This window comes from Neobittarella massiliensis (ex Bilen et al. 2018), assembly GCF_014269355.1.
GTDB classification, from domain to species: Bacteria; Bacillota; Clostridia; order Oscillospirales; family Ruminococcaceae; genus Neobittarella; species Neobittarella massiliensis.
The window spans coordinates 368,027-391,536 of sequence record NZ_JACOGI010000002.1; the positions used below are offsets into that span (position 1 = coordinate 368,027).

A 23,510-nucleotide genomic window follows, 5' to 3' on the forward strand; every position below is an offset into this window, starting at 1 on the left:
AATGCGCCGCTGATGCGGCGCATTTTTCTGTGTTCTAAAGGGTGCCTAGCAGATCTTGCTGCCGGCTTTGATGGTGCCCTCCAGGGTGATGACCTGTACGTCGTCGCCGCACTCGGCCGAGAGGATCATCCCCTCGCTGATCTCGCCCCGCAGCTTCACCGGCTTTAGGTTGGCGACTACCAGCAATTTTTTACCCACCAGGTCCTCCGGCGCGTACCACTTGGCAATACCCGATACTACCTGGCGCTCTCTCTGGCCATCGAACAGCTTGAATTTTAACAGCTTGTCGCTCTTCTTTACCGGCTCGCAGGCCAGCACGTCGCAGGGCAAAAGCTGCACTTTGGAAAAGTCGTCGATGGTGATGATACCGGGGATCTCTTCCTCTTGGGGGGCGGCCTCCTCGGCTGTTGCTTTCTGGGCAGCGGCCATCTTAGCCTTTTGTTCCTCTTCCAGCATGGCCAGCTCTTTTTTGGCGTCTATGCGGGGGAACAGCGTATCGCCTTTCTGCACCGCCACGTCCTCGGGCAAGATCCCAAACTTGTCCGCCGCCTGATAGGTGGCGCTGGCCCGGTCGGCGCCGATCTGGTCGAAGATCTTCTCGACGGTGTCGGGCATAAAAGGCGTGAGCAGTGTGGCGCACACCCGAATAGATTCCAGCAGGTTGTACATCACCGTGGCCAGACGAATGCTGTTTTGCTCGTCTTTGGCCAGCACCCAAGGGGAGGTCTCGTCGATGTACTTGTTGGTGCGCGACACCACTTTAAATACGTCGATGAGCGCCTGCTGGAAGGCAAACTTCTCCATGCTCTCGTCGTATATCGCCTTTAAGCCGGTGACTTGGGCGATGAGCTCATCGTCCAGCTCCTCGTGCTGGCGGCCGGCGGGCAGCTTGCCGCCAAAGTATTTTTCTACCATTGACACGGTGCGCGACACCAGGTTGCCCAGGTCGTTGGCCAGGTCGGAGTTGATGCGGTTGATGAGCAGCTCGTTGGTGAAGTTGCCGTCGGAGCCAAAGGGAAATTCCCGCAGCAGGAAATAGCGCAGAGAATCGACGCCGTAGCGGCGGCAGAGGATCTCAGGGTCCACCACGTTGCCAAACGATTTGCTCATCTTGCCGCCGTCCATCAGCAGCCAGCCGTGGCCGTAGACTTTTCCCGGCAGCGGCAGATCTAGCGCCATGAGCATAGCCGGCCAGATGATGGTGTGGAAGCGGGTAATTTCTTTGCCCACGAACTGCACGTTGGCCGGCCAGTACTTGTCGAAGTCGTGGTAGCGGTCGTTCTCGTAGCCCAGGGCGGTGATGTAGTTGGTCAGGGCGTCTACCCACACGTACACCACGTGCCCGGGGTCAAAATCGACCGGGATGCCCCAGCTGAAACTGGTGCGGGAGACACACAGGTCCTCCAGACCCGGTTTTATAAAGTTGTTGACCATCTCGTTTAAACGGGAGGCTGGCTCGATAAAGGTGGGGTGCTCCTCATAGTACTTGACCAGGCGGTCGGCGTAGTTCGAGAGCCTAAAGAAATACGCCTCTTCCTCGGCGTCTACCACCTCGCGGCCACAGTCGGGGCACTTGCCGTCGACCAACTGGCTCTCGGTCCAAAACGACTCACAGGGGGTGCAGTACTTGCCTTTATATACAGATTTATAGATGTCGCCCTGCTCGTACAGGCGGCGAAAGATCTTCTGTACCGACTCGACGTGATAGTCGTCGGTGGTGCGGATGAACCGGTCGTTAGAGATGTTCATCAGCTTCCACAAGTCTTTGATGCCGGCCACGATATCGTCGACGTACTGCTGGGGGGTGACCCCGGCAGCAGTGGCTTTTTGCTCAATCTTCTGGCCGTGCTCGTCGGTGCCGGTGAGGAACATGACATCAAACCCCTGCATTCGCTTGTACCGGGCCATTACGTCGGTGGCCACGGTGCAGTAGCTGTGCCCGATATGCAGTTTATCGGACGGATAGTAGATAGGCGTCGTGATATAAAATGTGTTTTTGTCACGCATTTTATAGTCCTCCTTCAAAAAATTGGTTTGATGTATGTCAGTATTTCTCATTATAGCACAACCGAGAGGTGAAAACAGCAGTCCCAGCGCCAAAAAATGGCTCTTTGCACCTCTAAATTGAGAAAAAACCGCCAATTTGTTGCGCTGCCGCCTTGGAAAACAGGCGATTTTTAGTTCTGTCCACCTATATCCTTCACAAATATGGACCGGCCGAATCTGTGAAGTGCACAAAAATTTGTGTTACAGTTGACTGTTTAAAAAAAACTGGTAAAATGAAAATGTTGGCGGGGGCGCCGTGCACCCACCCCTGCCGGAAGTTATAACAACAAAGGCTCATGGGCAAGTGGCCCCGAGCCCCTTTCTGGCACTTCTGCCCGCTGTTTACAGGGCAGGGGTCTGGATTGCTATGACTACCTGGAGGTACACAAATGGATAAACAGCGCATTTTCCTCATCGACACCGATACCGGCTCCGACGATGCGGTGGCCATCATTATGGCACTCAAGTGCAACGATGTGAAAGTCGAGGCCATCACCACCGTTGCCGGTAATGTGACCATTGAGCAGGCCAACAAAAACGCCCTGATCTCCTGCGAGGTGGCGGGCACCTACATGCCCCCGGTATACGCGGGTATGGACCGGCCGCTGCTGCGCAAGCTCATCCACTCCTACGAGACCCACGGCGAGGACGGTATGGGCAATATGGACCTGGCTGAGCCGGCCCACCAGCTGAGTGAGGGACACGGTATCGACATCATTATCGATATGGCCCGCAAATACGACGGTGAACTTGAGATCGTGGCGCTGGGGCCGCTGACCAACATCGCTATGGCAGTGCTCAAGGCGCCCGACATCGCCAAAAAGATCAAAAAGCTCTATATCATGGGCACCTCTGGTTTTGCCCCCGGCAATGTCAGCCCGGTGGCTGAGTTTAATATTTGGGCCGACCCCGAGGCCTGCGATGTAGTGCTGAAATCGGGCATCGACCAGGTGTATGTGGGTTGGGATATGTGCTGCGGCGACGCTATGCTGGAGCCGGAGGACATTGCCTATCTGGATAAAGAGACCGAGTGCTCGCATTTTTGTATCCGCTGCAACAAGTGCCTGATGGAGCTCAACGAGGGCCGTTTTGGCCACCCCTGCCTGGACATGGCCGACCCGGTGGCCATGGCGGTGGCGCTGTGGCCCGACCTCATCATCGAGGCCCCGCACGCCTATACTTACGTAGAGACCCATAGCGAGCAGACGCTGGGCCAGGTGGTGTGTGACTGGACCAACACGCTGGGCAAAGAGCCCAACGCTACCATGTGCAAAAAACTGGACAATCCCCGCATGAAAAAGCTGATGATGGAGCATATGCTGTAAGATTGATAAAAAAGGCGGCTGCCTGTGGTAGCCGCCTTTTTTGTGTTTACATGGCGGTAGGGCCCCCGATGTTGGAGATGATAGGCGGGAAAAAGGCGGGGCGACAGATAGAAACTGCTTCTATCTGTCGCCCTGTTTTAATGTATACAATTGTTACGAAATTGTAAATTTGGCCTATTTTAGGCAAGTCGATCGCCTTTTTTGCAGTGGCGGCTATTTTGGCCGCTCTTACAGGGAGAGGTGATCCCCATCGTGATGGCGCCGTGGGGGCAGGCGCGAGTACAGGCGCCGCAGCGGATACAGTCGGGGCTGCCGGGGTGGCGGAAGATATCGATATCCAGTTTGCAGGCCTTTTGGCAGGCACCACACTGGGTGCAGGCGGCCGGATCCAGCCGGATGCGGTACAGGGAGATAGGATTAAACAGCCCGTAGATACCGCCCAGCGGGCAGAGATAGCGGCAAAACGGCCGGTAGACCAGGAGCGAGAGGACGATGACCGCGATGAGGATGGCATTTTTCCAGGCAAAGAGCCAACCCACCGCCGCCTGCAGGCCGGAGTTGGCAGCCACCAGCGGCAGACCGCCCTCCAGCGTGCCGGCCGGACAGACATACTTACAAAACCAGGGGCTGCCCTGACCCAAAAAGTCGACGGCGTAGAGTGGCAGCAGGATGACCAGCACCACCAGCATGACATATTTTAAGTATTTTAAAAAGCGGTCGCCGGGGAGCTTGCGCAGCTTTTTGAAAAAAGGGATCTTAAAGAGCAGATCTTGAATGAGCCCAAAGGGACACAGCCAGCCGCAGACAAAACGCCCGCCCAGCGCGCCTACTACCGTTAAAAAGCCCAGCACATAAAAGGCGAACTGATAGCTGCGGTGGCCCAACACCGCCTGCAGCGAGCCGATGGGGCAGGCGCCGATGGCACCGGGACAGGAGTAGCAGTTGAGCCCCGGCAGGCAGACCGCCTTGCTGCGCCCCTTAAAGATGTTGCCCCGGGCAAAGCCTACCAGATAGCCGTTGGAGAGTGCCGCGCTGGCCGCCTGCACCCACAGCCGCAGCCGCCCGCCCCGGGCTTTTTTGCTAGCCAATGCCGATACACTCCAGACAGATATTGACGGCTTTTTGCAGCACCACGGCTACCTCGCCCCGCCAGACGCCTACGGCCATCATGATAAGGCCCAGAAAAATAAGGAGCGGTGCGGCCAGCCGGCGGACGGTGAGACCGGTGCGCCTATCCATTTTGGGCCACCTTTTGCAGCGCGGCGTCGAGCTCGTTGCGCAGCTGGGCCTGGGTGCGCATGCCGGTGATGATCTTTACCGCTTTGCCGGTCTTGTCGACCAGCACAGTTTCGGGGGTGCCGGTAACGTACTGCAGCTTGGACTGTATGAGGCTTTTAGAGGGGATAAGGTGCGGGAACCCGTCGGCCCCGGTCTCTTTGACGATTTTTTTGGCGGCGTCGAGCTCGTCTTCGAGCACGTTGGCATCGACATCGGTGGTGTCGATGACGATACCGATGATGCCCACCTTTTGGTCGGCGTACTGCTGGGATACAGCTACCATATCGGGCATCTCGCGGATGCAGGGAGAGCAGAAGGTGCCCCAGATCTGCACGATGGTGAGATCGTACTGGGCAAAATAGTCCTGCGAGTAGGTCTTGCCGTCCAGACCCTCGGCGGTAAACGAGGTGAGCGTATTGGTGGCGCTGCTGTCGGCGGCGCCGGAGGAGGCAGTCGAGGAACTGCCGTCTGAGGAACTGCCGCCTGAGGTGCTGTCACCGCAGCCGGCCAGCAGAAAGAGACCGACTAAGGCCAGAGCTGGCAGTGTGCGCGCAAGATGATTTTTAAAGATCGCCATACAAATACCTCCTTGGGGGGCCTGCCTGCTTGGGCCGGCGGGGATGGATGTGCTATACTGTATACTGGGAGAGTTGGCAGCCACGCCGGGCGGCGCTGCCGGACCAGTGCCGAGACCACCTCGATATGGCGGTCTTTGCAAATAGTATAGCACACAAATAGACAAATTTAGTCGATATTGGAAAAATTCACGGAACGTTAAAAAATGTGTGAATGTAGGGCCTCTGCTCCCGGCTTTTTGATTATGGTAGTATAGCCCTAGAAAGTGGTACCGGTGACCGCCGGGCACCGGCGAGAATACGCGGCGCCTGTTAGAGTGGGTAAAAACGTGTGTGTGCGCAGGCCGGTGCTGTGCGGGAACGACGGCGGGCAGGTTTTTGGCGGGGTGGCTGCGCATATACAGACTGGTACCGGCGGCCGCTGTTGCTTGGCGGGAATATGTGGTGCCTGTTAGAGCGGGTAAAAAACGTGTGTACGTACGGGCTGGCGCTGTGTGAGAAAGACGGCGGGCAGGCAGGTCTTTGATGGGGCCGGCTGCGCACATACAGACTGGTACCGGCGGCCGCTGTTGCTTGGCGGGAATATGTGGCGCCTGTTAGAGCGGGTAAAAAACGCGTGTGCGCACGGGCTGGTGCCGCCCGGGAAAGACGGCGGACAGGCAGAGCGGTACCGGCGACTGCCAGTGCCCGTTAGGAATACGCGGCGCCTGTTAGAGCGGGTAAAAAATGTGTGTGCGTACGGTTTGGTACTGTGTGAGAAAGACGGAGTACAGGCAGGTTTTTGGTGGGGTAGCTGCGCATATACAGACCGGTGAATGGCGGTGGACCCAGTAGTCAGGGGGGAAAACGGCCCTCAACAGCTGGCGACAATAGCACGGTAGTGATGACAGCTCGCTGCCCGGAGAATAGACCTGCCTATACCGGGAAAGGCAGGCCGTCTACTGCGTGCCGGTTGCTGGTATGTTGGTGTACCTGTATGCCGACCTGCGCGGGAGCCGGAATGTATGGGTGCGGTGCTGCGCAGTGGACGAGGTAGCGGGGCGGCCCGACCGGATGCGGATAAGAGAGCGGCTGCCTATTATATGAGATACATGATATAGAAAGAGGCGGATAGATACGGCGGCCGACTGCGTGGAAAACCGGCGCCTGCGGGGACGGAACTACTCGTTATTGGGCAGCGCGGTCGCGGCGATCCCCAAAGAACGGCAGCGATGCACCGAGAGCGGAGGTGCGCCAGCCGCGCGGGGTCGAATCCGTACGGCGCATAGGGGGCGGAAAATGTCGGGACCGCGCACGGCGAAAGCAGAGCGTGGGCGGTGGTGGGGACTGTGATCGACTAGGGGCATACTGGGGTGTGCGGGGAGCAGCTGGTGGAGGGTGATGGCCCTGAAAAACTGCTGGCAGGAACGGTATGAAGTGGGGAGCAGCAGGGCCGAGGCAGCTTTAGCGGCACAGAACTGGGTAGTGGTGGGAGATCATTTGTTTTATAGCTTCTGTTAGGCGATCCGCGATGTATTTTGCTGTTGCCCTGCGCCTGTTGCCCGAACAGGTAGGTGCAAAAGCCGGTATCGGGCGGTGCGGGCAATATGGAGCTGGGGATACCGGCCAATAGAATGTGACCCGTGCGGCTGTTCAGAAGTGCAGGTATACTGGTGTGCTGGTGCACTGGTGAACCGGTTTGCCGGTGGACCGGTACTGGCAGAGCTTTGCTTTTGAGTGGGGACACCTTGAGGAGAGGACCATTTTGTGACTGGGGAGAACGGCTGTTTGGTCCGGTTTGTGCCGCGGAGAGAGCCGGTGTGGACACCTTGCCCCCATATACCGCTGTGCGCGGGGTGAGGGAGGAAAAGAAAGGCGAAAAGAGAGCGGCCCAACGGACATCTTTTTGGAGAATAGGCAAAAACGGGCGATGATGTTGGGCTGGTTTTGGGTTGGAGTTGGGCTGGTGTTGGGCTGGTCTCGGATCGGCGTTGGGTCAGTGCTGGTCTGCTTGTGGGTTGCTGGTGAGCCGCCGGTGAGCTGCTGGCGCCGCACACGGTTTTAAACGCCCGCTCTCTCTGCACTATGTATGAAACAGGCCCGCCTGCCGACGGCTTGCCCGGCAGAGAGCATACGGCCATAGGGCAAGACACAGGCAGCGGTATTGGAACTGAGAGATGAGGAATGAAGAGTGGGGGAACGCGTCCGCCTTTTGGCTTTTGCCGGCGAAAAGCAGGGTGCCGGACGGGACACTGCCGGAGCAGGGACAGAGCTGCCCGGCGGTGCAGGCTGCCTGAGATGCAGAGAGTGGCCGGAAGAAAGTGGGATGTGCGCCGCCTACCGCCGGTCTTGCGCGGTGGCGGAACATGGGCCGCGGGACGGCAGAGAACTGGCCGTTAGAGAGGATGACCGGGACGGCGCGGAACGCGCCCCATGCGCGCGGTAGGTGCGCCGGGGAGACCGGTCTTGTTGTGATCATACTTACTGACAGGAGGACCTATGCTTTACGATACGCTACTGCTGGATGCCGATGGCACACTGCTGGACTTTGACGCCTGTGAGGAGGTGGCACTGCACTATACTTTTGCACAGAACGGGCTGCCCTATGACCGGGAGATAAAGCGGGTGTACCGGCGGTATAACGATGCGCTGTGGGAGCAGTTTGAGCGCGGAGAAGTAAGCAAGGAGCAGCTGCAACAGCTGCGTTTTGCCCGCACGCTGCAGCACCTGCAGCTGCCCGGTGACCCAAAGACGCTAAACCGGCTGTTTATGCAGAAGCTGGGACAGGGTGGCTTTACCATACCGGGGGCCGGAGAAGTGCTGTCGGCGCTGTACGGCAAGGTGCGCATGGTGGTGGTGACCAACGGGATCACCGCCACCCAGCACAGCCGCATGCAGCGCTCGGGCCTGCTGCCCTATATCGACCGAACGTTTGTGTCGGATGAGACCGGGTCGCAGAAGCCACACCGGCAGTTTTTTGACTATGTGTTTGAGCATCTGCCGCAGTTGGACCCTGCCCGCACGCTGATGGTGGGGGACACGCTGCACGCGGACATGCTGGGCGGCCAGCAGGCCGGGCTGGACACCTGCTGGTACGAGCCCACCGGACGCAAGTCGGATAAGGGGTTAAAGATCACCTATAGAATAGCGAATTTATGCGATTTATTGGCAATTGTTCTTGGTGAAGAGCACGCCCACAAAATTGATTGACCGCACTTTTTACCTCACTTTTGGTTTTTTAGGCCTGTTTTCGCTCTTTCAGCGGGTGGGACCCATAGTGCTTAGGGGGGTGTCTATTTTGGACATACCCACAAACGCGGCGGGGGGTAGCAAAATGCGACCCCCTAGGTTTTGGGGGTCTCCATTTTAGGGATACCCATAAGTGCGAGGGGGTCACTGAATTGGTGACCCCTTATGTACAAGAGGTTTGGGGTAGGTTATGGACAAAAATGTCCTCCGTTACAATAGGTAGGCGTTTCACCTGTCCACACATTCAGCGGGTACGATTGCTGCCATCGTTGCCCATGGGGTACTCATTCGTTACCCCATCTGACGGACCACAGGACCGGACAGCGCTATTTTTTCAAAGGTCGCGTTTTCCTATCTTTTGTAAAAAATAACGTATAATATAATAAAAGACAAATCTGATGTTTGCGAGGGTAATAGATATGTCGTGTAAGTTGTTATTAGTTAAGCCATCTAAACAATACGCAGAACAAGTTATGTCATACAAAGAAGAATTGGCGCAAAATGGAGATAGTTTTGACGGGTGTGCAGGGCTTGAAGATGTTCAATCCTTTCAAGAATGGATTGATTTTGAAACAAGACTAAAAGCAAAATATAAAGGCGAATATGTTCCATCAGAGATCTTTTTAGCTATACGGCAAAAAGATAATCGTGTTGTCGGTATGATTGATTTTCGCCACCCATTATCTGACTTCCTTTTTAATTTCGGCGGCAATATCGGGTATAGTGTTCGTCCATCAGAACGGCAGAAGGGCTATGCGTCAGAAATGCTTAGATTGATCTTACCTATTTGCCATGAGTTTGGAGAAAATAGAGTTTTATTAACCTGCGATAAAAATAATAAAGCGTCACAGAAAACGATTTTAAAAAATGGCGGTGTGTTGGAAAAAGAAATCATTGACACAGTAGGGTTAAGTGAAAGTGGTGTTATTCAACGATATTGGATTTCTATAATATGAACAAAAATCAGATAATTAAATACCATGGCTTCATTTGCTGTTATGCTAAATAGTTAAGTTTTGTTAAGTGCTCGGGAAGTCTAGTTTTGACAAGTTTCATAGGGGGGTGGCGAAACACCACCCCCCTGCACTGCCTTTTCAGCGGGTGAAAATAGCCGTTTTTTGTAGACTTTTTTTCGACCTTTTGTAACAACTACCAGAAAGAGCGAAAAAGCCTGCTACTACGCCAATAATTGGGGCTGATGGCTTTGTAAAAAACAAGCGAGATTTTGGCGAGGTAAAAAGGGTGCTACATTGCGCCATGGGCCACCAATTGCCACCACACCCCTTTTCTCTTTTATGGGGGCAGAGTTGGAAAGGGTTCCCCACACCGGCCCCCGCGTATGCCCTTAAATCGAGCCATACAGGGGGGGAATAAAAGCACCCGCTGCAAGGAGGTATAACGCTTTGTTATAGCCCTTACAGCGGGTGTACTGCCTATATGTTCTCTTGTGTTCGTGCGGCGTTCAAGCCATCCTGAAAGCCCTCTTCATATGCCGCTGATGTACCGTTTACAAAAAGCAAAAAGAGGTCTTTTAGATTACCTTTCGGTTCTTTGCCATACTGTCTTGTGTAGTCTGCTAGTATCTCTTCTGCGCTCTTCCCCACGTTCTCTCTATAGCTCATTTCACTTGTCCTCCCTGTGCGGTTATTGTATTGTGTGCGGCGTTCATGCCGTCTGTGAAACCCTCGCTATACGCTTGTGCTGCCCAGCGCGAGCAGGATAGGAACAGCTGTTTGTTTATGTCTGATGGCTCTTCCCCGTATTCCCGCCGGTACTCATCCAGCAGTATGTCTACAAAACGCTTGCTAATTTCTATATAGGACATTTTGTTTTACCCCCTTGCGCCCGGCTTGCGGGTGCAGTACAATATGTATATCTCTATTTCCATTTGCTGCCTTACGACGTTGCCGCGTCGTAGGCAGCTTTTTTCTTTGCCCACAGATCATAAGGGCAAGCCCTATACAGGCCAGCGGCAGCCACCCGGCCCCGCCTCCGTCGCTGTATGCTGCCGCCAGAAACAGGAGCAGCCAGCCAATTCCTATTACCATTTGCCGCCCCCTATGCGATGGAAAACCGGCGGCTCTCGGTCTGCTTCGTGTACTGTCCGTACAAGTCGGCGTGGTCGGCTTTAAAGGCTCTGCTGTCAAATCTGGTCGCTTTGACCGTGGTGTACCGCACCTTGAAAGCCCCGGCTATAATCTTCTCTGTACCTTTCGCCTCCATTTCTCTTTTTATTTCGTCCTTGGCCGCCTCGATCTCTGCGGCCAGCTCGTCGGCCATGACTTGCAGCTCCTTGATAGCCTGTACCTTGCTTGCAAATTCGTTCGTGCTCATGGTGCCTACTCCTTTTGTTAACGTTGTTTTGTTTTTATTTTGCTTTCGCTAAATATATATTAGCATACGCTGATTTGTTCGTCAATAGCTTTTGCAAATATTTTCTTAATCTTTACTAATTTTATTTAGTTGACATTTATTTTTTATTAGTGTATACTAATTTATAGAAAGAGGTGAGAGCATATGAGCATTCGATATTATAAACTCTTTGATTTGCTACAACGGAGAGGGCTAAAAAAAACAGATTTACTTGGCCTTGCCGGTATTTCTTCGCCCACTCTTGCCAAACTGTCTAAAGGCGATACTGTGACAACGGAAGTAATAGAAAAAATCTGCAATTCCCTTGATTGCCAGCCTGCCGATATTATGGAGAACATCAAGGAGGGCGAGCAATGACGGTCACCCAACGCCCCGAAGGTATGCCCGTTATTCAAAGCTTTTAGCTGAAAACGAATCACACTGCCCACACCAAAAGCACCCGCTGCATGGCCTGTTTTGGACCGTACAGCGGGTGCTTTTTCCTGCCCTGCAAATGCTGCGAAAACATGTCTCCATTGTACTTGTGCAAGTACAATCATGTGCGTGTACTTATGCAAGTACAATTATACACTTGTGCAAGTACGGTTTATACACTTGCACAAGTGTATTGTATAGTATATAATAAACGTGGAGGTGAAACCATGGGTACCGCAAGAACAAAAGCCAATAATAGATGGAATGCCAAAGCATACGACCGTGTAAATTTAACCATGCCCCAAGGCCGCAAAGCTGAAATAAAGGCTCATGCAGAGGCGCGCGGAGAAAGCACCAACGGCTTTATAAATCGTTCTATTTCCGAAACTATAGAGCGAGATATTTCAGGCATTGCGCCTGTATCTTCTGCCCCTATTGGGGATATGCTGTGTGCCGAGGCATTAAAGGCGATACACAAGATCGTGCGAACGACAGGGGAAAGCGTGGCGGAATATGTGAACCGCGCTGTGCTTGTGCAGTCTAAGCGAGACGAGACAGGTATTTCCCTTGGTGTAAACCCCGTTACAGGCGAGGCATTCCCCAGCGATGAGGGTAAACGGTAATGGCTGTTCAGTATATCGCATGTGGCAATCTGCAAGGCCTGTTGAGCAGTGGAAACCCGCTGCTTATGCTGATATCCTTTGACGATGAGCGGGTCATACTGGGCGATTTAAGCAAGAGCATAGAGCACCATATTTTATAATCTCGGGTACGATCAGAAAAACATGTACTAATATCGATCCTACAATATAAAGTGATTAAGGATGCTTTTTTATGAAACGGGTCTTGGTAAAATCGGTTTTTGATGCGGTTGAATATGTTATGCAGCATTACTATCCTGCGGGTTTGAAGGAAATGGCAGAACTCCAAGACACATATGCTGTTATCTCCATTCAGGATACACATACAGATGGATTTGGATTTACCTTTACAGAAAATCAGTTCTGTAAAGGCGTTCTCACCCTTTATTTTGATGATATCGTACGCGAAGTAGAGGGCGCTGTTCTTTTTACAGACGAAATGGCAAAAAAAGCAATTTCATTTATTGAAGAATGCAAAAGAGTCGATACATTGCTGGTCCACTGCTATGCAGGCCAATCAAGATCATGTGCAGTCGGTGCGTTTGCAGTAAAGATGTTAGGCGGAGACAATACGGCATATTTTACTGCTGGAAGTCCAAACCAGTACGTATATGATGTATTGGAGACAGTATGGATACAAAAAATACTGCAAGGATCATAGTATTTTGGGCCTATCTTGAATTTTTAAGACTTAGATAACATATATGGTATTTTGAAATGGAGTTTTGATTGAAATCGAGCAAAACAAATGAGAGGGAGTACGCTATACTCCCTCTCATTTGTTTTATTACCTACGATTAGGTTGTGTCAGAACTTCATTTATCGGTTTCAGCAGTAAAGTAAACAAAGAATAGATTACCCTCATTCTTACTTTCAAAAGTCTCCTCATAAGAAATAGAAAAATCACAATTACCTTCAGGCACTTCAAATACCAAAAGTCCTACGACTGTCTCGTTTACAGCCAGTGTATAGGTTTCTGGCAATTGTTTCCCAGAGGATTCTTGATGATTTACTGTAATTGGAAAGCTATAGTCGTCTTCGCCATCTGAGTTCCACTGGCACTGGAAATCAGTATCGTACATTTCGATACTTTCGCGACTGGTATTCTTTACTGTGACCTCTGCTATCAAAAGTTCGTTTCCTTCTGCTGGAGTATAATCTTCGTAGGCAGTGTCCACATAGGCACTGTTAACTGTATAATCGAAAAAGTATGTGTGCATGATATCTCCCATGCGCCCCTCGCCAAAACCGTCCTTTGCAGTCACCTCATTTCCAGTAGGTGTTTGAGCGCTCGCAGAATTGCTGGCCTCAGGACCTTTGTTAGTAATCTTAGTGTCATTGGTGCAACCTACTAAGATCCCCAACAACATGACAGATAATATCAGAGCAACTACTTTTTTCATATTTCATATCCTCCATCTTTTGAAAATTGAATCGCAGCCGATAAGACATTTCTTTCGGTTACACATAGTTTCGTTTATTTTATCATAGCGTATATTTCAGAACAAGAGGACTTAAAAATGGCACCTAAATTTCTGGTTACAGACGTAATATTTACTTTTACGCTTGGTGTAAATAATATGGGAGTCCCAAATAAAACTGGTCAGTGAAATTCGCTAGTGAGGTAGTCTCTCTGCTCAAAATTTAGCAGTGATGTGTTGTACCTTTTTAGGGTGTCCGATAAACAGGACAGTCAAGCACCATCCGCCCACAAGCCTGACAGCCGTTCAACCGTCTTTTCAACCGATGATGCACCGCTTACCCTGTACGCACCCAACCCGCTGCCGCGCCATGGCTGGGTACTAATGATTTCGTTTTCGTACTTTTTCAGCCGGGACAGTCTCGGCCCGTACCGCATTTTGCGTAGCCCAGAGATTTTCAGTTGTCGCGCCCGCTCTATGGACAGCCCGCGCTGGGCTGCTATTTGCTGTAGCGTGTTGCCGTCGAAATAGACGGCCCGCAATGCGCTTGCCTCTGGATCGGGGATCTCATCAAGGCATTTTTCTAGGTCTGCCCGCAGTTGATCGCAAAATACCCGCTGCTCTGCCTCTTCCATTTCTGTGCCTTTATCGGGGATGGTATCGGCAACCGTTATATTTTCATCGTCACCGCCCGAAATCGGCGCGTCAAGGCTAGAACAGTTGCAAAGCGGGTCTTTTATTGTCCGCACCGTTCGCACGCCTAATAGGGCGTTTATGTGGTTTTGTAGCGGGTAGTGCAGATAGGTGGTAAACTTGTACCCGCTGGCCGGGCTATAGGCCTGCACCGCGTCGAGAAAAGCGAAGTAGCCCTCTTGCTTCATGTCCTCTTCTGCTACTCCTGCCCGGTCTGCTCGATCTTTGCGGTATTGGTACGCCCTACCGCATATCATGCAAACAAGCGTCTCTATCTGCTGCCACAGCAGATACAAGGCTCGTTTGTCTCCCTGCTGGGCCAGTATTGCCAGTTCTTCGTTGCTTCGCCCTTGCTTCGTCTCGGTCATGCCCAATGCCTCCCCCTTGATCTGTCCCGTTTTGTACGCATAAAAAAGCGCGCCGGATTGCTCCCGCGCGCGTGTCCCCCTTGCTTTACGTCATGCCATGGTGTAAAATAGGGGTGTCATTTTGCTTGCTGCTTACAGTGTTCCCGCGCTGTAGGCAGCTTTTTTGTTGTCTGTGTGGTCGATATATGCTCTATCATAGCCGCAAGGCAGCAGCCAATTTTTCTATCGCTGTTTCGTATTTGCTGCATGTTTTCCCACCGTATAGCTCGCTGATATCGGCTTTTATCCTCTCGTATTCCCGAAACCGCTCGCCCCTTGGTGCGTATCGTTTCTTTGTTGCATCTACAATCATTCGGTCAATCCGGTCTGTATCTATCAACATACCCACGCCTCCGTAAAGCGTTGAAACTCGCCCTTAAACCACATATCTATCACGCCTATATTCCCATACTTGTTTTTGTCCAGCATGATCTCGGCTGTCTTTGGGTCTGCTCCGTCTGTTTTGAGCAGCACATAGGGGCGATGCAGCATGAAGATATAGTCGCCGTCCTGCTCCAATGCGCCAGACTCTTTGAGATCGCTCATCCGGGGAGCCTCTTTACCTGCTCTGGATATCTGTGACAGTACCATGATATGGCAGTTGTACCGCTTAGCCATGCGTTTGAACTCGCCGCTTATGTAGTCGATCTCCTGCCGCCGCATAGAGAACCGCTGAACAGTGCGCACACACTGGATAAAGTCGACCAAAACCAGCTGTGGCTTGATCGAGGCTATAGCGTGTTCCATCTCTTCCACGGTGTAGATATCGTCCAGCACACGGATGTTGTCCCGCTCCACGATCTGGTTCAGAGCCTTGTACATGTCTGCCCGCTCTTTGTCAGACAGGTTTTTGCTGTTGATCTTGCCATAGTGTATATTCAGCCGGTCGGCCAGCAGCCTCTCGAACAATTGCCCGGTTGACATTTCCAGCGTGAAGAATACACAGCGGTTTTTGGTCGGTATCTGATTAGCCAATACATTGAGGGCGAATGCCGTCTTGCCTGTAGATGGTCTGGCACCCACATAAGACAGCGTCTTTTTTCTAAGCCCGCCAGTGGTCTGGTCTATTTTCGGGAAGCCTGTCCATATGCGTTCAGCGGGGTCTGGTGGACGGTTGATCTCTTCCAAGAACTTGACGGCCTCTACTGCCATTTGGTCTTTGTATTTGGCTCCGTTTGCCTTAGCTGCCTCTGTTTCTACAATCTTTCGCAATTTTGGGAGCAAATCGTAATCCTCTCCCATCGCCAGCTCAACTACCTGTTTTTTGATCTTGCGGCGGCTGCTATCCTGTGCGAGCGTTTCGACCATGCCCAGATAGTTGCTCTTGCTGATAACGCTCTCGCAACACCGATATGCGACTACTTTCTGTTCGCCGTTGAGGCGGGCCATTAACTCCGCTGCGTTTATATCGTGCTTGCCTCTCATGGCTTTACGGGCTGCCGCGAAGATCTCTGACAACAGCTCTTCCTCGAAGTCGTCCTCGTGCAGTCTGGCAAATACCTGGGCGCCAAATTCCTCGGGCCATAAGAGTAAACCGCCTATTACGTTGCACTCCAGATTGAGGCCATAGGCATTCATAGTCTTACCGCCCCTTTTCCGTACCCAAGGCACTCTACTTGCTGGTTAGCCTCCTGATTGTTTCTGCGTTCCCAATTGCGGATGGCTGCTTTCCAATCTTTCATTTGGCTTTTGCCGACTTTCCAACCATTTGACTCGTAGTAGTCCATAAAGCGTTCAGGCGATATAGCGTTGCCTCTCTCTCGGCAATATGCTTGTACTTCTTCTAGCGTTGGTTTTTGGAATTTTTGTGGTTGTGCGATGGGGGATTTTCCCCCAATAATATTATATTTTTTCTTTATTGCTTTATTATCTTTATTACATTGTTGCCCTTTGACTGCCCTCTGACTGCCCATTTGTGTGCCCACTTGACTGCCCGTTTGTGTGCCCTGTGTCTGGTATCTATCGTAATTTTTTACCGTAAATAAGCCATATTTTGAGGTTGCTGTGTGTGCCACCTCGCCTGTCCTTTTGAGGTGCCGTATGGATGCCCGAATTTGCTTAATTGAAAGTCCAGTTTCTTCAGCTAGTTTTCCATAGCTGGCAACCCGCTGACCACGGTCTATTGTAATGCCTTTCCAAGGCTTAGGCTCATAGTTTGCAGTGAGCAGTAGGTGTATAAATAAACGGGTTGTATTTATGTCCCCGTACCATTCCCAGTCTAAAATACTTCGGTGCAGCTGTACAAATCCATTTTCAAGCAAGGTCCGCACCCCCTACCATGGCCGCGCTCCGTCGGCACGTCTCGCGATAAATAGGCGCGGTTTGGGCTTATCGTGTACGGCTTGCCCACCCGGTGGGAATGCCTTATACACCTCGCTAGCGGGTACGCCACACATCCCCATGATCTGGTACGCCTCTTCTAGCGTAAATGTACCGTGTCCGCTAAATCGCTGCGAAACATAGGCGCGACTTCTGCCCAGCTGCCCCGCTATGTACTGCTGGTCTATGTCGTACTGGCGCAGTGCGCCCCTGATATAGCTATACGGTTTCATCACTTCACCTCCATGATCTCGGTCACATCTACCCCGAGCGCCCGGGCTAGCTTGCCAATGGTTTTTAGAGATATTTTTTCCCCTGGATGGCATTGCACACGGTGGACATTGCTAGGCCTGACTTCCGAGAGACCTCTTCAATGGTCATGCATGACCGTGCCACAATGGCCTTTACATTATTGCTGCTTTCCACAAATGCACCTCCTTAAAACTTGTTTAAATAGATTATACCAGCAATAATTGTAAAACGCAATAAGTGAGAGTATATATAAATAAATCTTGCAACCATACATCGAATATAGTAATATATAAGTGTGAATAGATACTGTAGAGGCGGTGGACAATGTGAAAGACGTTTCAATTACAGCAGCCCGTATTAAAAATTTGAGAGAACAGATGGATATGAACCAGCGGCAGTTCAGCGAATTTCTGGGGATAAAGCAGCAGACGTTGTCTAGCTATGAGCGTGGCAGCGTAAACGCCCCCGTTGATGGCCTAAAAAATATCGCCCAGAAATGCAAAGTTTCTATGGACTGGCTTTGTGGCCTTTCTGATAAGCAAACAAACAAAGTTGAGTACATCACATATGCGGACGTCTTAAGAGATTTAACAGAAATATCAAAAATATTTGAAATTAATCTTGATACATATAACTCGCCCGATTTAGGGGTATTTATACACGATAATAAAATTCAGGGTTTTCTACATGAATGGCGAAAGTTGTTAGCCCTTCGCAATGAGAAAACAATAGATGACGACCTGTATTCTTTATGGGTTGACAATAAATTAAATGACAATTTTTACCAAGAACCGTTCGTGTTAGATCTCTCCGACGATGATGATTTACCCTTCTAAAACAACCTGTGGTAGATATCCCACACCAATGCCAGATAGTAAACCAGATATTGTTATTGTGGGACTAGAGGACCTAAAACCCGCCACAACAACCATCACAAGGGGGTCAAACAATGCAGCAAATATACCGTCAAATAGCGGCAGCGGGTCGAAAATATGGTGCTGATCGCGTGGTACTCTTTGGCTCTCGGGTCCGTGGAGATCATCGGCAGGGCAGCGACATAGATATTGCGGTTTGGGGAATGCCACAGGAGTGCCAACCTGCTTTTTGGTCGCAGCTGGACGATCTGCCCACCCTGCTGAAAATCGATATTGTCCATGTTACCCAGCAGACAGACGCGGCACTGTTGCGCAATATAGAGAGGGACGGGGTTATTCTTATGGATAAAATGCAGGAGAAATACACCAAGCTGATAAGCGCAGTGGACAGGCTGAAAGAGGCGCTAAAAGACTATGAGAACAACCCGTTAGCCTCTATCCGTGATGGCGCTATACAGCGCTTTGAGTTTTGCACAGAGCTGACATGGAAAACTTTGCGTGAATATCTGATAGATCAAGGCTATACGGATGTAAATAGCCCCAAATCGGCCATACGGCAGGCGTTTGCAGATGGTGTGATACAAGATGAGGCACTATGGATAGGGCTACTAAATGACCGAAATTCCACGTCCCACATATACGACGAAGATACCGCCGCGACGATATTTGACCGTATTAAAAATCAGTATGTAGACCTGTTTGATGATGTTGTAGGGAAGCTGGGGGGCACAAAATAAAAAGCCCTGCCATGTGCCCGAGGGACACTACGGCAAGGCTTAGAGGATGGCAACGTGCCATGATCTGCCCCCTGACTATACCACAATGTGAAAGGGGCTGTAAACTATGGCAGTACGCAAAAATGAAGCCCGCTGGGTGGAAAAATCGACCCGCTGGCGCATTGATGTACAGAAAGACGGCGTTCGTCGGTCGTTCTACTCTGCTACCGCAGGTAAGAAAGGCAAGGCAGAGGCCGAGCGCAAGGCAGACAAGTGGCTAGAGACTGGCAGCAGCCGTGAAAACGTCCGTTTCGGGGCGCTGTGGGCCGAACATCTGGAAAGAGTAAAGAGCACCACCGGCACCAGCAACTATAAGCAAACAGAGTATTTCGGGCGCTGCTGGTTGCTCCCCGGACTGGAACACAAGCGGGTTGCGGCTTTAACTGAACAGGACTGGCAGAACTGCATTGATCGCGGTTTTAAGGGTGGGCTATCAAAAAAGACGCTTACTAGCATACGTACTACAATATCGGTGTTTTGCCGGTTCGCAAAGAAAAACGGTATACCCATGGAGCGCCCGGAAGATATCACGATACCACGCGGAGCACCAGTGGGCAAAAAGCGTATACTACAACCCGATGATTTAAAAACCCTGTTTTCTACCGATCTTGTAAAAACGCGCGGACAAGTACAGCCCTATTTCTATGTACCCGCTTTCCGTTTTCTTGTGCTGTTGGGCTTGCGTCCGGGCGAGTTGTGCGGGTTGCAGAATAGCGATCTTTCGGGCAACACGCTGACCGTTCAGCGCTCTATAAACAGTTATGGAGAGATCACCACCGGAAAAAATGAAAATGCTCAGCGGTCAATAATTCTAGGTCGACACCAGCTGGCCATATTGGAACAGCAACGGGAAAACCTGAAACGGCACCACATTATTTCAAAATGGCTGTTCCCTGATCGCCACGGAAACGCTATGTCAAGCGTCTGTCTTTATGGAAAATGGAAACTATATCGCAAGCAACACAACATTTCATGCAGCCTATATGAAATGCGGCATACCCTCATAAGCCTTGCGAAGTCCGATGTACCCGAGCAGCTTATAAAAATGGTAGTCGGCCACTCTGGCAGCATGGACACATTCGGCGTATACGGCCATGAGGTGGACGGCGAAAAGCAGCGGGCAGCGAATATGCTTGACGGTGTTTTCGACAGGGTGCTTTCGCAGTAAAATAGCAGCAGCGGGTACAGATGGCCCGCTGTTTTTTGACCGCATGTTTTACCGCACCTGTTTTTATTTTCCCAGTTACTCGGTGTATACTGCGCTGTATTCTATGCCCATTTGACTACTACAAATCACGCTGTATTCGCCCCAAAAACATGCGCTTATTGTACGAGCCCACCGGACACAAGTCGGATGAGGGGTTAAAGATCACCTACCGCATAGCCAGCTTACAGGAGCTGGTGCCGATCATATTGGAGGAAAAATGATGAGCGATATGCCACTGCCTACCAGATGGGACCGCGAACACTACCAACAGCTGATAAACTGGCTGCAGGGACAGGCCGACGACGGCTACCGCCAGTTTCACCAGAAGATACTGGCTGATGCCGATACCCCGCTTTTGGGGGTGCGGGCACCGGTGCTGCAGGCGGCGGCCAGGCAGATAGCCGCCGGTGACTGGCGCGGCTTTGTGGACTGCAGCGCCGACGGCACCCAGGAGGAGACGGTGCTGTGCGGCTTGGTGCTGGGGCGCGCCACCGCCAAAGAGCTGGACGACACCGCCCGGCAGTATATAGAGGCGTATATTCCCCGCATCCACAACTGGGCCCAGTGCGACAGCTTTTGCAGCCATTGTAAGGGCCTGAAAAAGGACCTGGACTATACGCTGGCGCTGTGTGCCCGGCTGGCTGACCAGCCGGACCCCTGGCAGGTGCGGGTGGCGGTGGTCCTGTGTATGACCTACTTGCTGGCGGACAGCCACCGCAGCCGGGCGCTGGCGCTGTGTGCGCAGATACACCGGGAGCACTACTATGTGCAGATGGCGCTGGCCTGGTTTTACGCCACTGCCTACCTCTATGACCCGGACTATGTGGTGGAGCTGCTGCAGGGCGGTGCGCTGGATGATCTCACCCACCAGAAGACCATCTCGAAGCTGTGCGACTCGTTTCGCGTAAGCAGTGACGACAAGCAGATGCTCAGGACCCTGCGGCGCAAAAAGAAGTAGTTTGCTGTCGGCGGTGATGGCGGCCTAAGAACAGAAGATCTGAATGAGATAAGGGGAGAACAGATGGTTTTAAGGAGATTTGCCGTACAGATGTCGGTCTGCAAGGTGCCGGACCTGTCGCAGGTGGACCTGGAGGATACATTTTGCTTTTTGGGCAAGACAGACGAGGAGCTATCGGTGGTGTGCAGGACCGAGCGCGCCCCCGCCAACGCCACCCAGCGCGACGACGGCTGGCGGATACTGCGCATCGAGGGGCAGTTAGACTTTTCGCTGATCGGGATCCTGGCGGAGATCGCGGATATTCTGGCCCAAAACGAGATCGGTATCTTTGCCGTATCGACCTACAACACCGACTATATCCTGACCAAACAGCAGCACTACCAAAAAGCGCTGTGCTGCCTGCGTGAGGCGGGGCACCAGATCGAGGGGTGAGCGCGGCACCAGCTACCTTTTATAAAAAGCCAGAGCAGCCGGGGAAACGAGTGATTTCCCGGCTGCTCTGGCTTTTTGATGTGCGGTCGGCGGCTGCTCTGCTCTATGCCGGACTGTGCTGGGTTGGACTGTGCTGGGTTGGGCCGGGTTGGGCCGGGGAGAATAAAGTCCCCCATGATGAAAAGTGCCGCTATTTGCCGATCATGATATTTAGGATCTCGACGTCGGTAGAGCGCATGCCTTCGCGGCCCATGCGGGTGACGGCATCGACGGTGCGGTCGGCGCTGTCCATCACCAGGCCTTCGCCGGCTCCGAAGGTGCGGCCTTTTTGGGTCATGTGGTGGGCCAGCAGCGCTGCGTCGACTGCCGAGGCGATCTTGGCGGCGCAGGAGCCTTTGGCCCCGTCGCAGACGATGCCCGACACGTTGGCCAGCGTGTTGGTGATGGTGGTGCAGACATCCTGATAGCTGCCGCCGCACAGCCAGGTGATGGCGGCGCCGGCGCTGCAGGCGGCCGAGACCGCCCCGCAATAGGCGCTGAGCTTGCCCAGACCCCGTTTTTGATAGGCGGCGATGAGGTTTGCGAGCACCAGCGCGCGGGTGGTCTTTTCGCGGTCGCAGTGCAGGTGCTCGGCGTAGGCCAGCACCGGCAGACACACGGTCATGCCCTGATTGCCGCTGCCGGAATTGGTGACTACCGGCAGCACGCAGCCGCCCATACGGGCGTCGCTGCCGGCGGCCGGCCAGGCCCGGGCCAAGTTTTCGACCCGGTCGCCGTACACCTCGAGCAGCGTCTTGCCCACGCTGGCGCCGTAGTTATTTTTGAGCCCTTCCTGGGCGATGGCGCGGTTATACTGCACCTGCCGGTCGATGGTGGGCTGCAGCTCGCTGATGTCGCCGGTGGTGGCAAAGGCGAAGATGTCGGGCAGATTGAGCGTGCTGTAATCGGCCCCTTCATGGCCGCTGCCGCTCTGCTGATCCCGCACATCCAGCAGTACCTGCCCGTTTTTCTCGATGCGCACGATGTTGGTGTGGGCGTAACACACCTCTACCAGCGCGCTGTCGCTATCGGCATACACCTCTAGAATGATCTGTAGATTCGAAACGCCTTCCAGCAGTTTTACCTGGCAGATGTTCTGCGAAAGCAGCTCGCGGCAGGTGGCCAGGTGGGCGGGGGTGATGGGGGTGAGCGTTTCCAGCCCCAGGCTGCTGTCGCCGCCCACGGCCCCCAGCACCGCGCTCACGTCGATGCCTTTCATGTCGCCGGTGGTGGGGACGATGACCCCCTTGACATTTTTGATGATGTTGCCGCTGCAGCTGGCGACGATGCGCTGGGGCATCTTCCCCAGTACCTCGCGGGCCTTGGCCGCCGCAAAGGCGATGGCGATGGGCTCAGTACAGCCCAGAGCGGGCACCAGTTCCTGCTGTAAGATCTGGATGTACTGTCTACAGACGCATTCCTCCATGTTCTCTTCCTCCTGATGATCATTTTGTTGCATGACGTACTAGACCTATTATAGCAGCCGCGCCGCCGGGGAACAATGGCCCCGCACATAGGAGTTGCGCTGCCTTTTTTGTGCGTTTTTTTGTGCACAAGCGAGGCGAATCGCGCCGCTGCCCCTTGGCAGGGGAGAGGTGCTTTGTTATAATAGATTAGATAGCCGCACTGCCGCCACTGCGCCCTGTTGGCGCCCGCTGCATACGGCCGGCGCCTGTGGCATGTTTTTTGGCCGCGGTGACCGGGGTAGTGCACGCTGAAGCTGAAAGAGTTTTGTAAGAAAGAGGGATGTGTGCCGTGCATAAGATTTTGCAGGAGCTCAGAGCACAGATGGAAAACAGCGAGGACAAGTGCCTGGCCGCCGGCGAGAGCGGAGAGCTGCTTTTTTCTTCGCAGAAGCAGGGCATCGCCCCGCTTTTAGATCTGTATCAGCAGTACCCCGGGGCGGCGCCGTATATCTGCGACCGGGTGTTTGGCAAAGCGGCGGTGTTCGTGGCCGCGCTGTGTGGCGCCAGAGAGATCTTCTCGTTCGTGGCCAGCCGCCCGGCCATCGACCTGGCGGCCCAGCTGGGGCTGGTGCTGCACTGTGGGCGGGAGGTGCCCATTATCACCAACCGCACCGGCAGCGGCCAGTGCCCCATCGAGAACTCGGTGATGGAAGTGACGACGCCCGAGCAGGCTATTCCCGCCATCAGGGCCCGGCTGGCGGCACTGGCTGACGGCAGCTACAAGATCTAGTGCCGGAAACCCATTTTGTGTTTTGATCGATTTCGCCGCGGCGCTGCAAATCCAG

24 protein-coding genes are annotated in these 23,510 nt (G+C 52.9%); 12 read left to right on the forward strand and 12 right to left on the reverse strand.

The genetic code is table 11. The annotated features are described in order from the left end of the window. Positions 1 to 45 precede the first annotated feature (45 nt). Positions 46 to 2,007, reverse strand: a complete 1,962-nt coding sequence (gene metG, locus H8K20_RS10785; RefSeq protein WP_243206445.1) for a methionine--tRNA ligase — start codon at positions 2,005 to 2,007, stop codon at positions 46 to 48. Positions 2,008 to 2,435: 428 nt separating this feature from the next. Here metG and H8K20_RS10790 point away from each other — a divergent pair, with 428 nt between their 5' ends. Continuing rightward, positions 2,436 to 3,371 carry a nucleoside hydrolase gene (locus H8K20_RS10790; protein WP_186488405.1) on the forward strand — a complete coding sequence of 312 codons (936 nt, stop codon included), beginning with the start codon at positions 2,436 to 2,438 and terminating at the stop codon, positions 3,369 to 3,371. 179 nt (positions 3,372 to 3,550) lie between these two features. On the opposite strand, the gene H8K20_RS10795 is transcribed toward H8K20_RS10790, so the two are convergent. Genes H8K20_RS10795 through H8K20_RS10805 form a run of 3 tightly spaced genes read right to left on the reverse strand, consistent with a single transcriptional unit; the run spans position 3,551 to position 5,226 of the window. Next, positions 3,551 to 4,459, reverse strand: coding sequence for a 4Fe-4S binding protein (locus tag H8K20_RS10795; protein ID WP_186488406.1), 909 nt, complete (start codon positions 4,457 to 4,459; stop codon positions 3,551 to 3,553). Continuing rightward, complete coding sequence (locus H8K20_RS10800; RefSeq protein ID WP_186488407.1) at positions 4,452 to 4,610, reverse strand: CD1871A family CXXC motif-containing protein; 159 nt, start codon at positions 4,608 to 4,610, stop codon at positions 4,452 to 4,454. The genes H8K20_RS10795 and H8K20_RS10800 overlap by 8 nt, the downstream gene beginning before the upstream one ends. Continuing rightward, on the reverse strand, positions 4,603 to 5,226 hold the full coding sequence (locus tag H8K20_RS10805; RefSeq protein ID WP_105205412.1) for a TlpA family protein disulfide reductase: 624 nt from the start codon (positions 5,224 to 5,226) through the stop codon (positions 4,603 to 4,605). Before H8K20_RS10805 ends, H8K20_RS10800 begins: the two co-directional genes overlap by 8 nt. Before the next feature lie 2,476 nt (positions 5,227 to 7,702). Between H8K20_RS10805 and H8K20_RS10810 the strand changes: the two genes are divergently transcribed. After that, the gene (locus H8K20_RS10810) at positions 7,703 to 8,413 is read left to right on the forward strand and encodes a YjjG family noncanonical pyrimidine nucleotidase (RefSeq protein ID WP_186488408.1); all 711 of its coding nucleotides are present in this window, start codon (positions 7,703 to 7,705) and stop codon (positions 8,411 to 8,413) included. A 512-nt stretch (positions 8,414 to 8,925) separates the two neighbouring features. Next, on the forward strand, positions 8,926 to 9,408 hold the full coding sequence (locus H8K20_RS10815; RefSeq protein ID WP_407938510.1) for a GNAT family N-acetyltransferase: 483 nt from the start codon (positions 8,926 to 8,928) through the stop codon (positions 9,406 to 9,408). 477 nt (positions 9,409 to 9,885) lie between these two features. Here H8K20_RS10815 and H8K20_RS10820 read toward each other — a convergent pair whose 3' ends face one another. The 3 genes from H8K20_RS10820 to H8K20_RS10830 all read right to left on the reverse strand — a co-directional run bounded on the left by H8K20_RS10820 (position 9,886) and on the right by H8K20_RS10830 (position 10,786). Next, positions 9,886 to 10,074 carry a hypothetical protein gene (locus H8K20_RS10820; protein WP_186488410.1) on the reverse strand — a complete coding sequence of 63 codons (189 nt, stop codon included), beginning with the start codon at positions 10,072 to 10,074 and terminating at the stop codon, positions 9,886 to 9,888. Beyond that, positions 10,071 to 10,277 carry a hypothetical protein gene (locus tag H8K20_RS10825; RefSeq protein WP_186488411.1) on the reverse strand — a complete coding sequence of 69 codons (207 nt, stop codon included), beginning with the start codon at positions 10,275 to 10,277 and terminating at the stop codon, positions 10,071 to 10,073. Before H8K20_RS10825 ends, H8K20_RS10820 begins: the two co-directional genes overlap by 4 nt. Before the next feature lie 233 nt (positions 10,278 to 10,510). After that, positions 10,511 to 10,786: a hypothetical protein gene (locus tag H8K20_RS10830; protein ID WP_186488412.1), complete on the reverse strand. Its 276-nt coding sequence runs from the start codon at positions 10,784 to 10,786 to the stop codon at positions 10,511 to 10,513. Positions 10,787 to 10,969: 183 nt separating this feature from the next. Between H8K20_RS10830 and H8K20_RS10835 the strand changes: the two genes are divergently transcribed. The 3 genes from H8K20_RS10835 (at position 10,970) to H8K20_RS10845 (ending at position 12,541) form a co-directional block, all read left to right on the forward strand. Further along, a complete protein-coding gene (locus H8K20_RS10835; RefSeq protein WP_186488413.1) occupies positions 10,970 to 11,182 on the forward strand; it encodes a helix-turn-helix domain-containing protein in 213 nt (70 codons plus the stop codon). A gap of 284 nt (positions 11,183 to 11,466) precedes the next feature. After that, the gene (locus tag H8K20_RS14085; RefSeq protein WP_186488557.1) at positions 11,467 to 11,862 is read left to right on the forward strand and encodes a hypothetical protein; all 396 of its coding nucleotides are present in this window, start codon (positions 11,467 to 11,469) and stop codon (positions 11,860 to 11,862) included. Positions 11,863 to 12,073: 211 nt separating this feature from the next. Further along, a complete protein-coding gene (locus H8K20_RS10845) occupies positions 12,074 to 12,541 on the forward strand; it encodes a hypothetical protein (protein WP_186488414.1) in 468 nt (155 codons plus the stop codon). Between the two features lie 154 nt (positions 12,542 to 12,695). Here H8K20_RS10845 and H8K20_RS10850 read toward each other — a convergent pair whose 3' ends face one another. The 4 genes from H8K20_RS10850 to H8K20_RS10865 all read right to left on the reverse strand — a co-directional run bounded on the left by H8K20_RS10850 (position 12,696) and on the right by H8K20_RS10865 (position 16,662). Next, positions 12,696 to 13,283 (reverse strand): DUF4352 domain-containing protein, encoded by a 588-nt coding sequence (locus tag H8K20_RS10850; protein WP_186488415.1) that lies wholly within the window; start codon positions 13,281 to 13,283, stop codon positions 12,696 to 12,698. A gap of 290 nt (positions 13,284 to 13,573) precedes the next feature. Then, positions 13,574 to 14,362, reverse strand: coding sequence for a sigma-70 family RNA polymerase sigma factor (locus tag H8K20_RS10855; RefSeq protein WP_186488416.1), 789 nt, complete (start codon positions 14,360 to 14,362; stop codon positions 13,574 to 13,576). A gap of 375 nt (positions 14,363 to 14,737) precedes the next feature. After that, positions 14,738 to 15,979 (reverse strand): replicative DNA helicase, encoded by a 1,242-nt coding sequence (locus H8K20_RS10860; RefSeq protein ID WP_186488417.1) that lies wholly within the window; start codon positions 15,977 to 15,979, stop codon positions 14,738 to 14,740. Beyond that, the gene (locus H8K20_RS10865; RefSeq protein ID WP_186488418.1) at positions 15,976 to 16,662 is read right to left on the reverse strand and encodes a hypothetical protein; all 687 of its coding nucleotides are present in this window, start codon (positions 16,660 to 16,662) and stop codon (positions 15,976 to 15,978) included. Before H8K20_RS10865 ends, H8K20_RS10860 begins: the two co-directional genes overlap by 4 nt. Before the next feature lie 636 nt (positions 16,663 to 17,298). On the opposite strand from H8K20_RS10865, the gene H8K20_RS10870 reads away from it, so the two are divergent. The 5 genes from H8K20_RS10870 to H8K20_RS10890 all read left to right on the forward strand — a co-directional run bounded on the left by H8K20_RS10870 (position 17,299) and on the right by H8K20_RS10890 (position 21,220). Further along, entirely contained in the window at positions 17,299 to 17,808 is a 510-nt protein-coding gene (locus H8K20_RS10870) for a helix-turn-helix domain-containing protein (protein WP_186488419.1), read from the forward strand. Between the two features lie 113 nt (positions 17,809 to 17,921). Continuing rightward, positions 17,922 to 18,584, forward strand: a complete 663-nt coding sequence (locus H8K20_RS10875; RefSeq protein ID WP_186488420.1) for an HI0074 family nucleotidyltransferase substrate-binding subunit — start codon at positions 17,922 to 17,924, stop codon at positions 18,582 to 18,584. Between the two features lie 106 nt (positions 18,585 to 18,690). Next, positions 18,691 to 19,791, forward strand: a complete 1,101-nt coding sequence (locus H8K20_RS10880; RefSeq protein ID WP_105205392.1) for a tyrosine-type recombinase/integrase — start codon at positions 18,691 to 18,693, stop codon at positions 19,789 to 19,791. Positions 19,792 to 20,050: 259 nt separating this feature from the next. Next, entirely contained in the window at positions 20,051 to 20,788 is a 738-nt protein-coding gene (locus H8K20_RS10885; RefSeq protein WP_186488421.1) for a DNA alkylation repair protein, read from the forward strand. 63 nt (positions 20,789 to 20,851) lie between these two features. Next, positions 20,852 to 21,220: an ACT domain-containing protein gene (locus H8K20_RS10890; RefSeq protein ID WP_105205390.1), complete on the forward strand. Its 369-nt coding sequence runs from the start codon at positions 20,852 to 20,854 to the stop codon at positions 21,218 to 21,220. Positions 21,221 to 21,410: 190 nt separating this feature from the next. On the opposite strand, the gene H8K20_RS10895 is transcribed toward H8K20_RS10890, so the two are convergent. Continuing rightward, entirely contained in the window at positions 21,411 to 22,685 is a 1,275-nt protein-coding gene (locus H8K20_RS10895; protein WP_186488422.1) for an L-cysteine desulfidase family protein, read from the reverse strand. Between the two features lie 329 nt (positions 22,686 to 23,014). Here H8K20_RS10895 and H8K20_RS10900 point away from each other — a divergent pair, with 329 nt between their 5' ends. After that, the gene (locus tag H8K20_RS10900; protein WP_186488423.1) at positions 23,015 to 23,455 is read left to right on the forward strand and encodes a DUF1893 domain-containing protein; all 441 of its coding nucleotides are present in this window, start codon (positions 23,015 to 23,017) and stop codon (positions 23,453 to 23,455) included. Positions 23,456 to 23,510 lie beyond the last annotated feature (55 nt).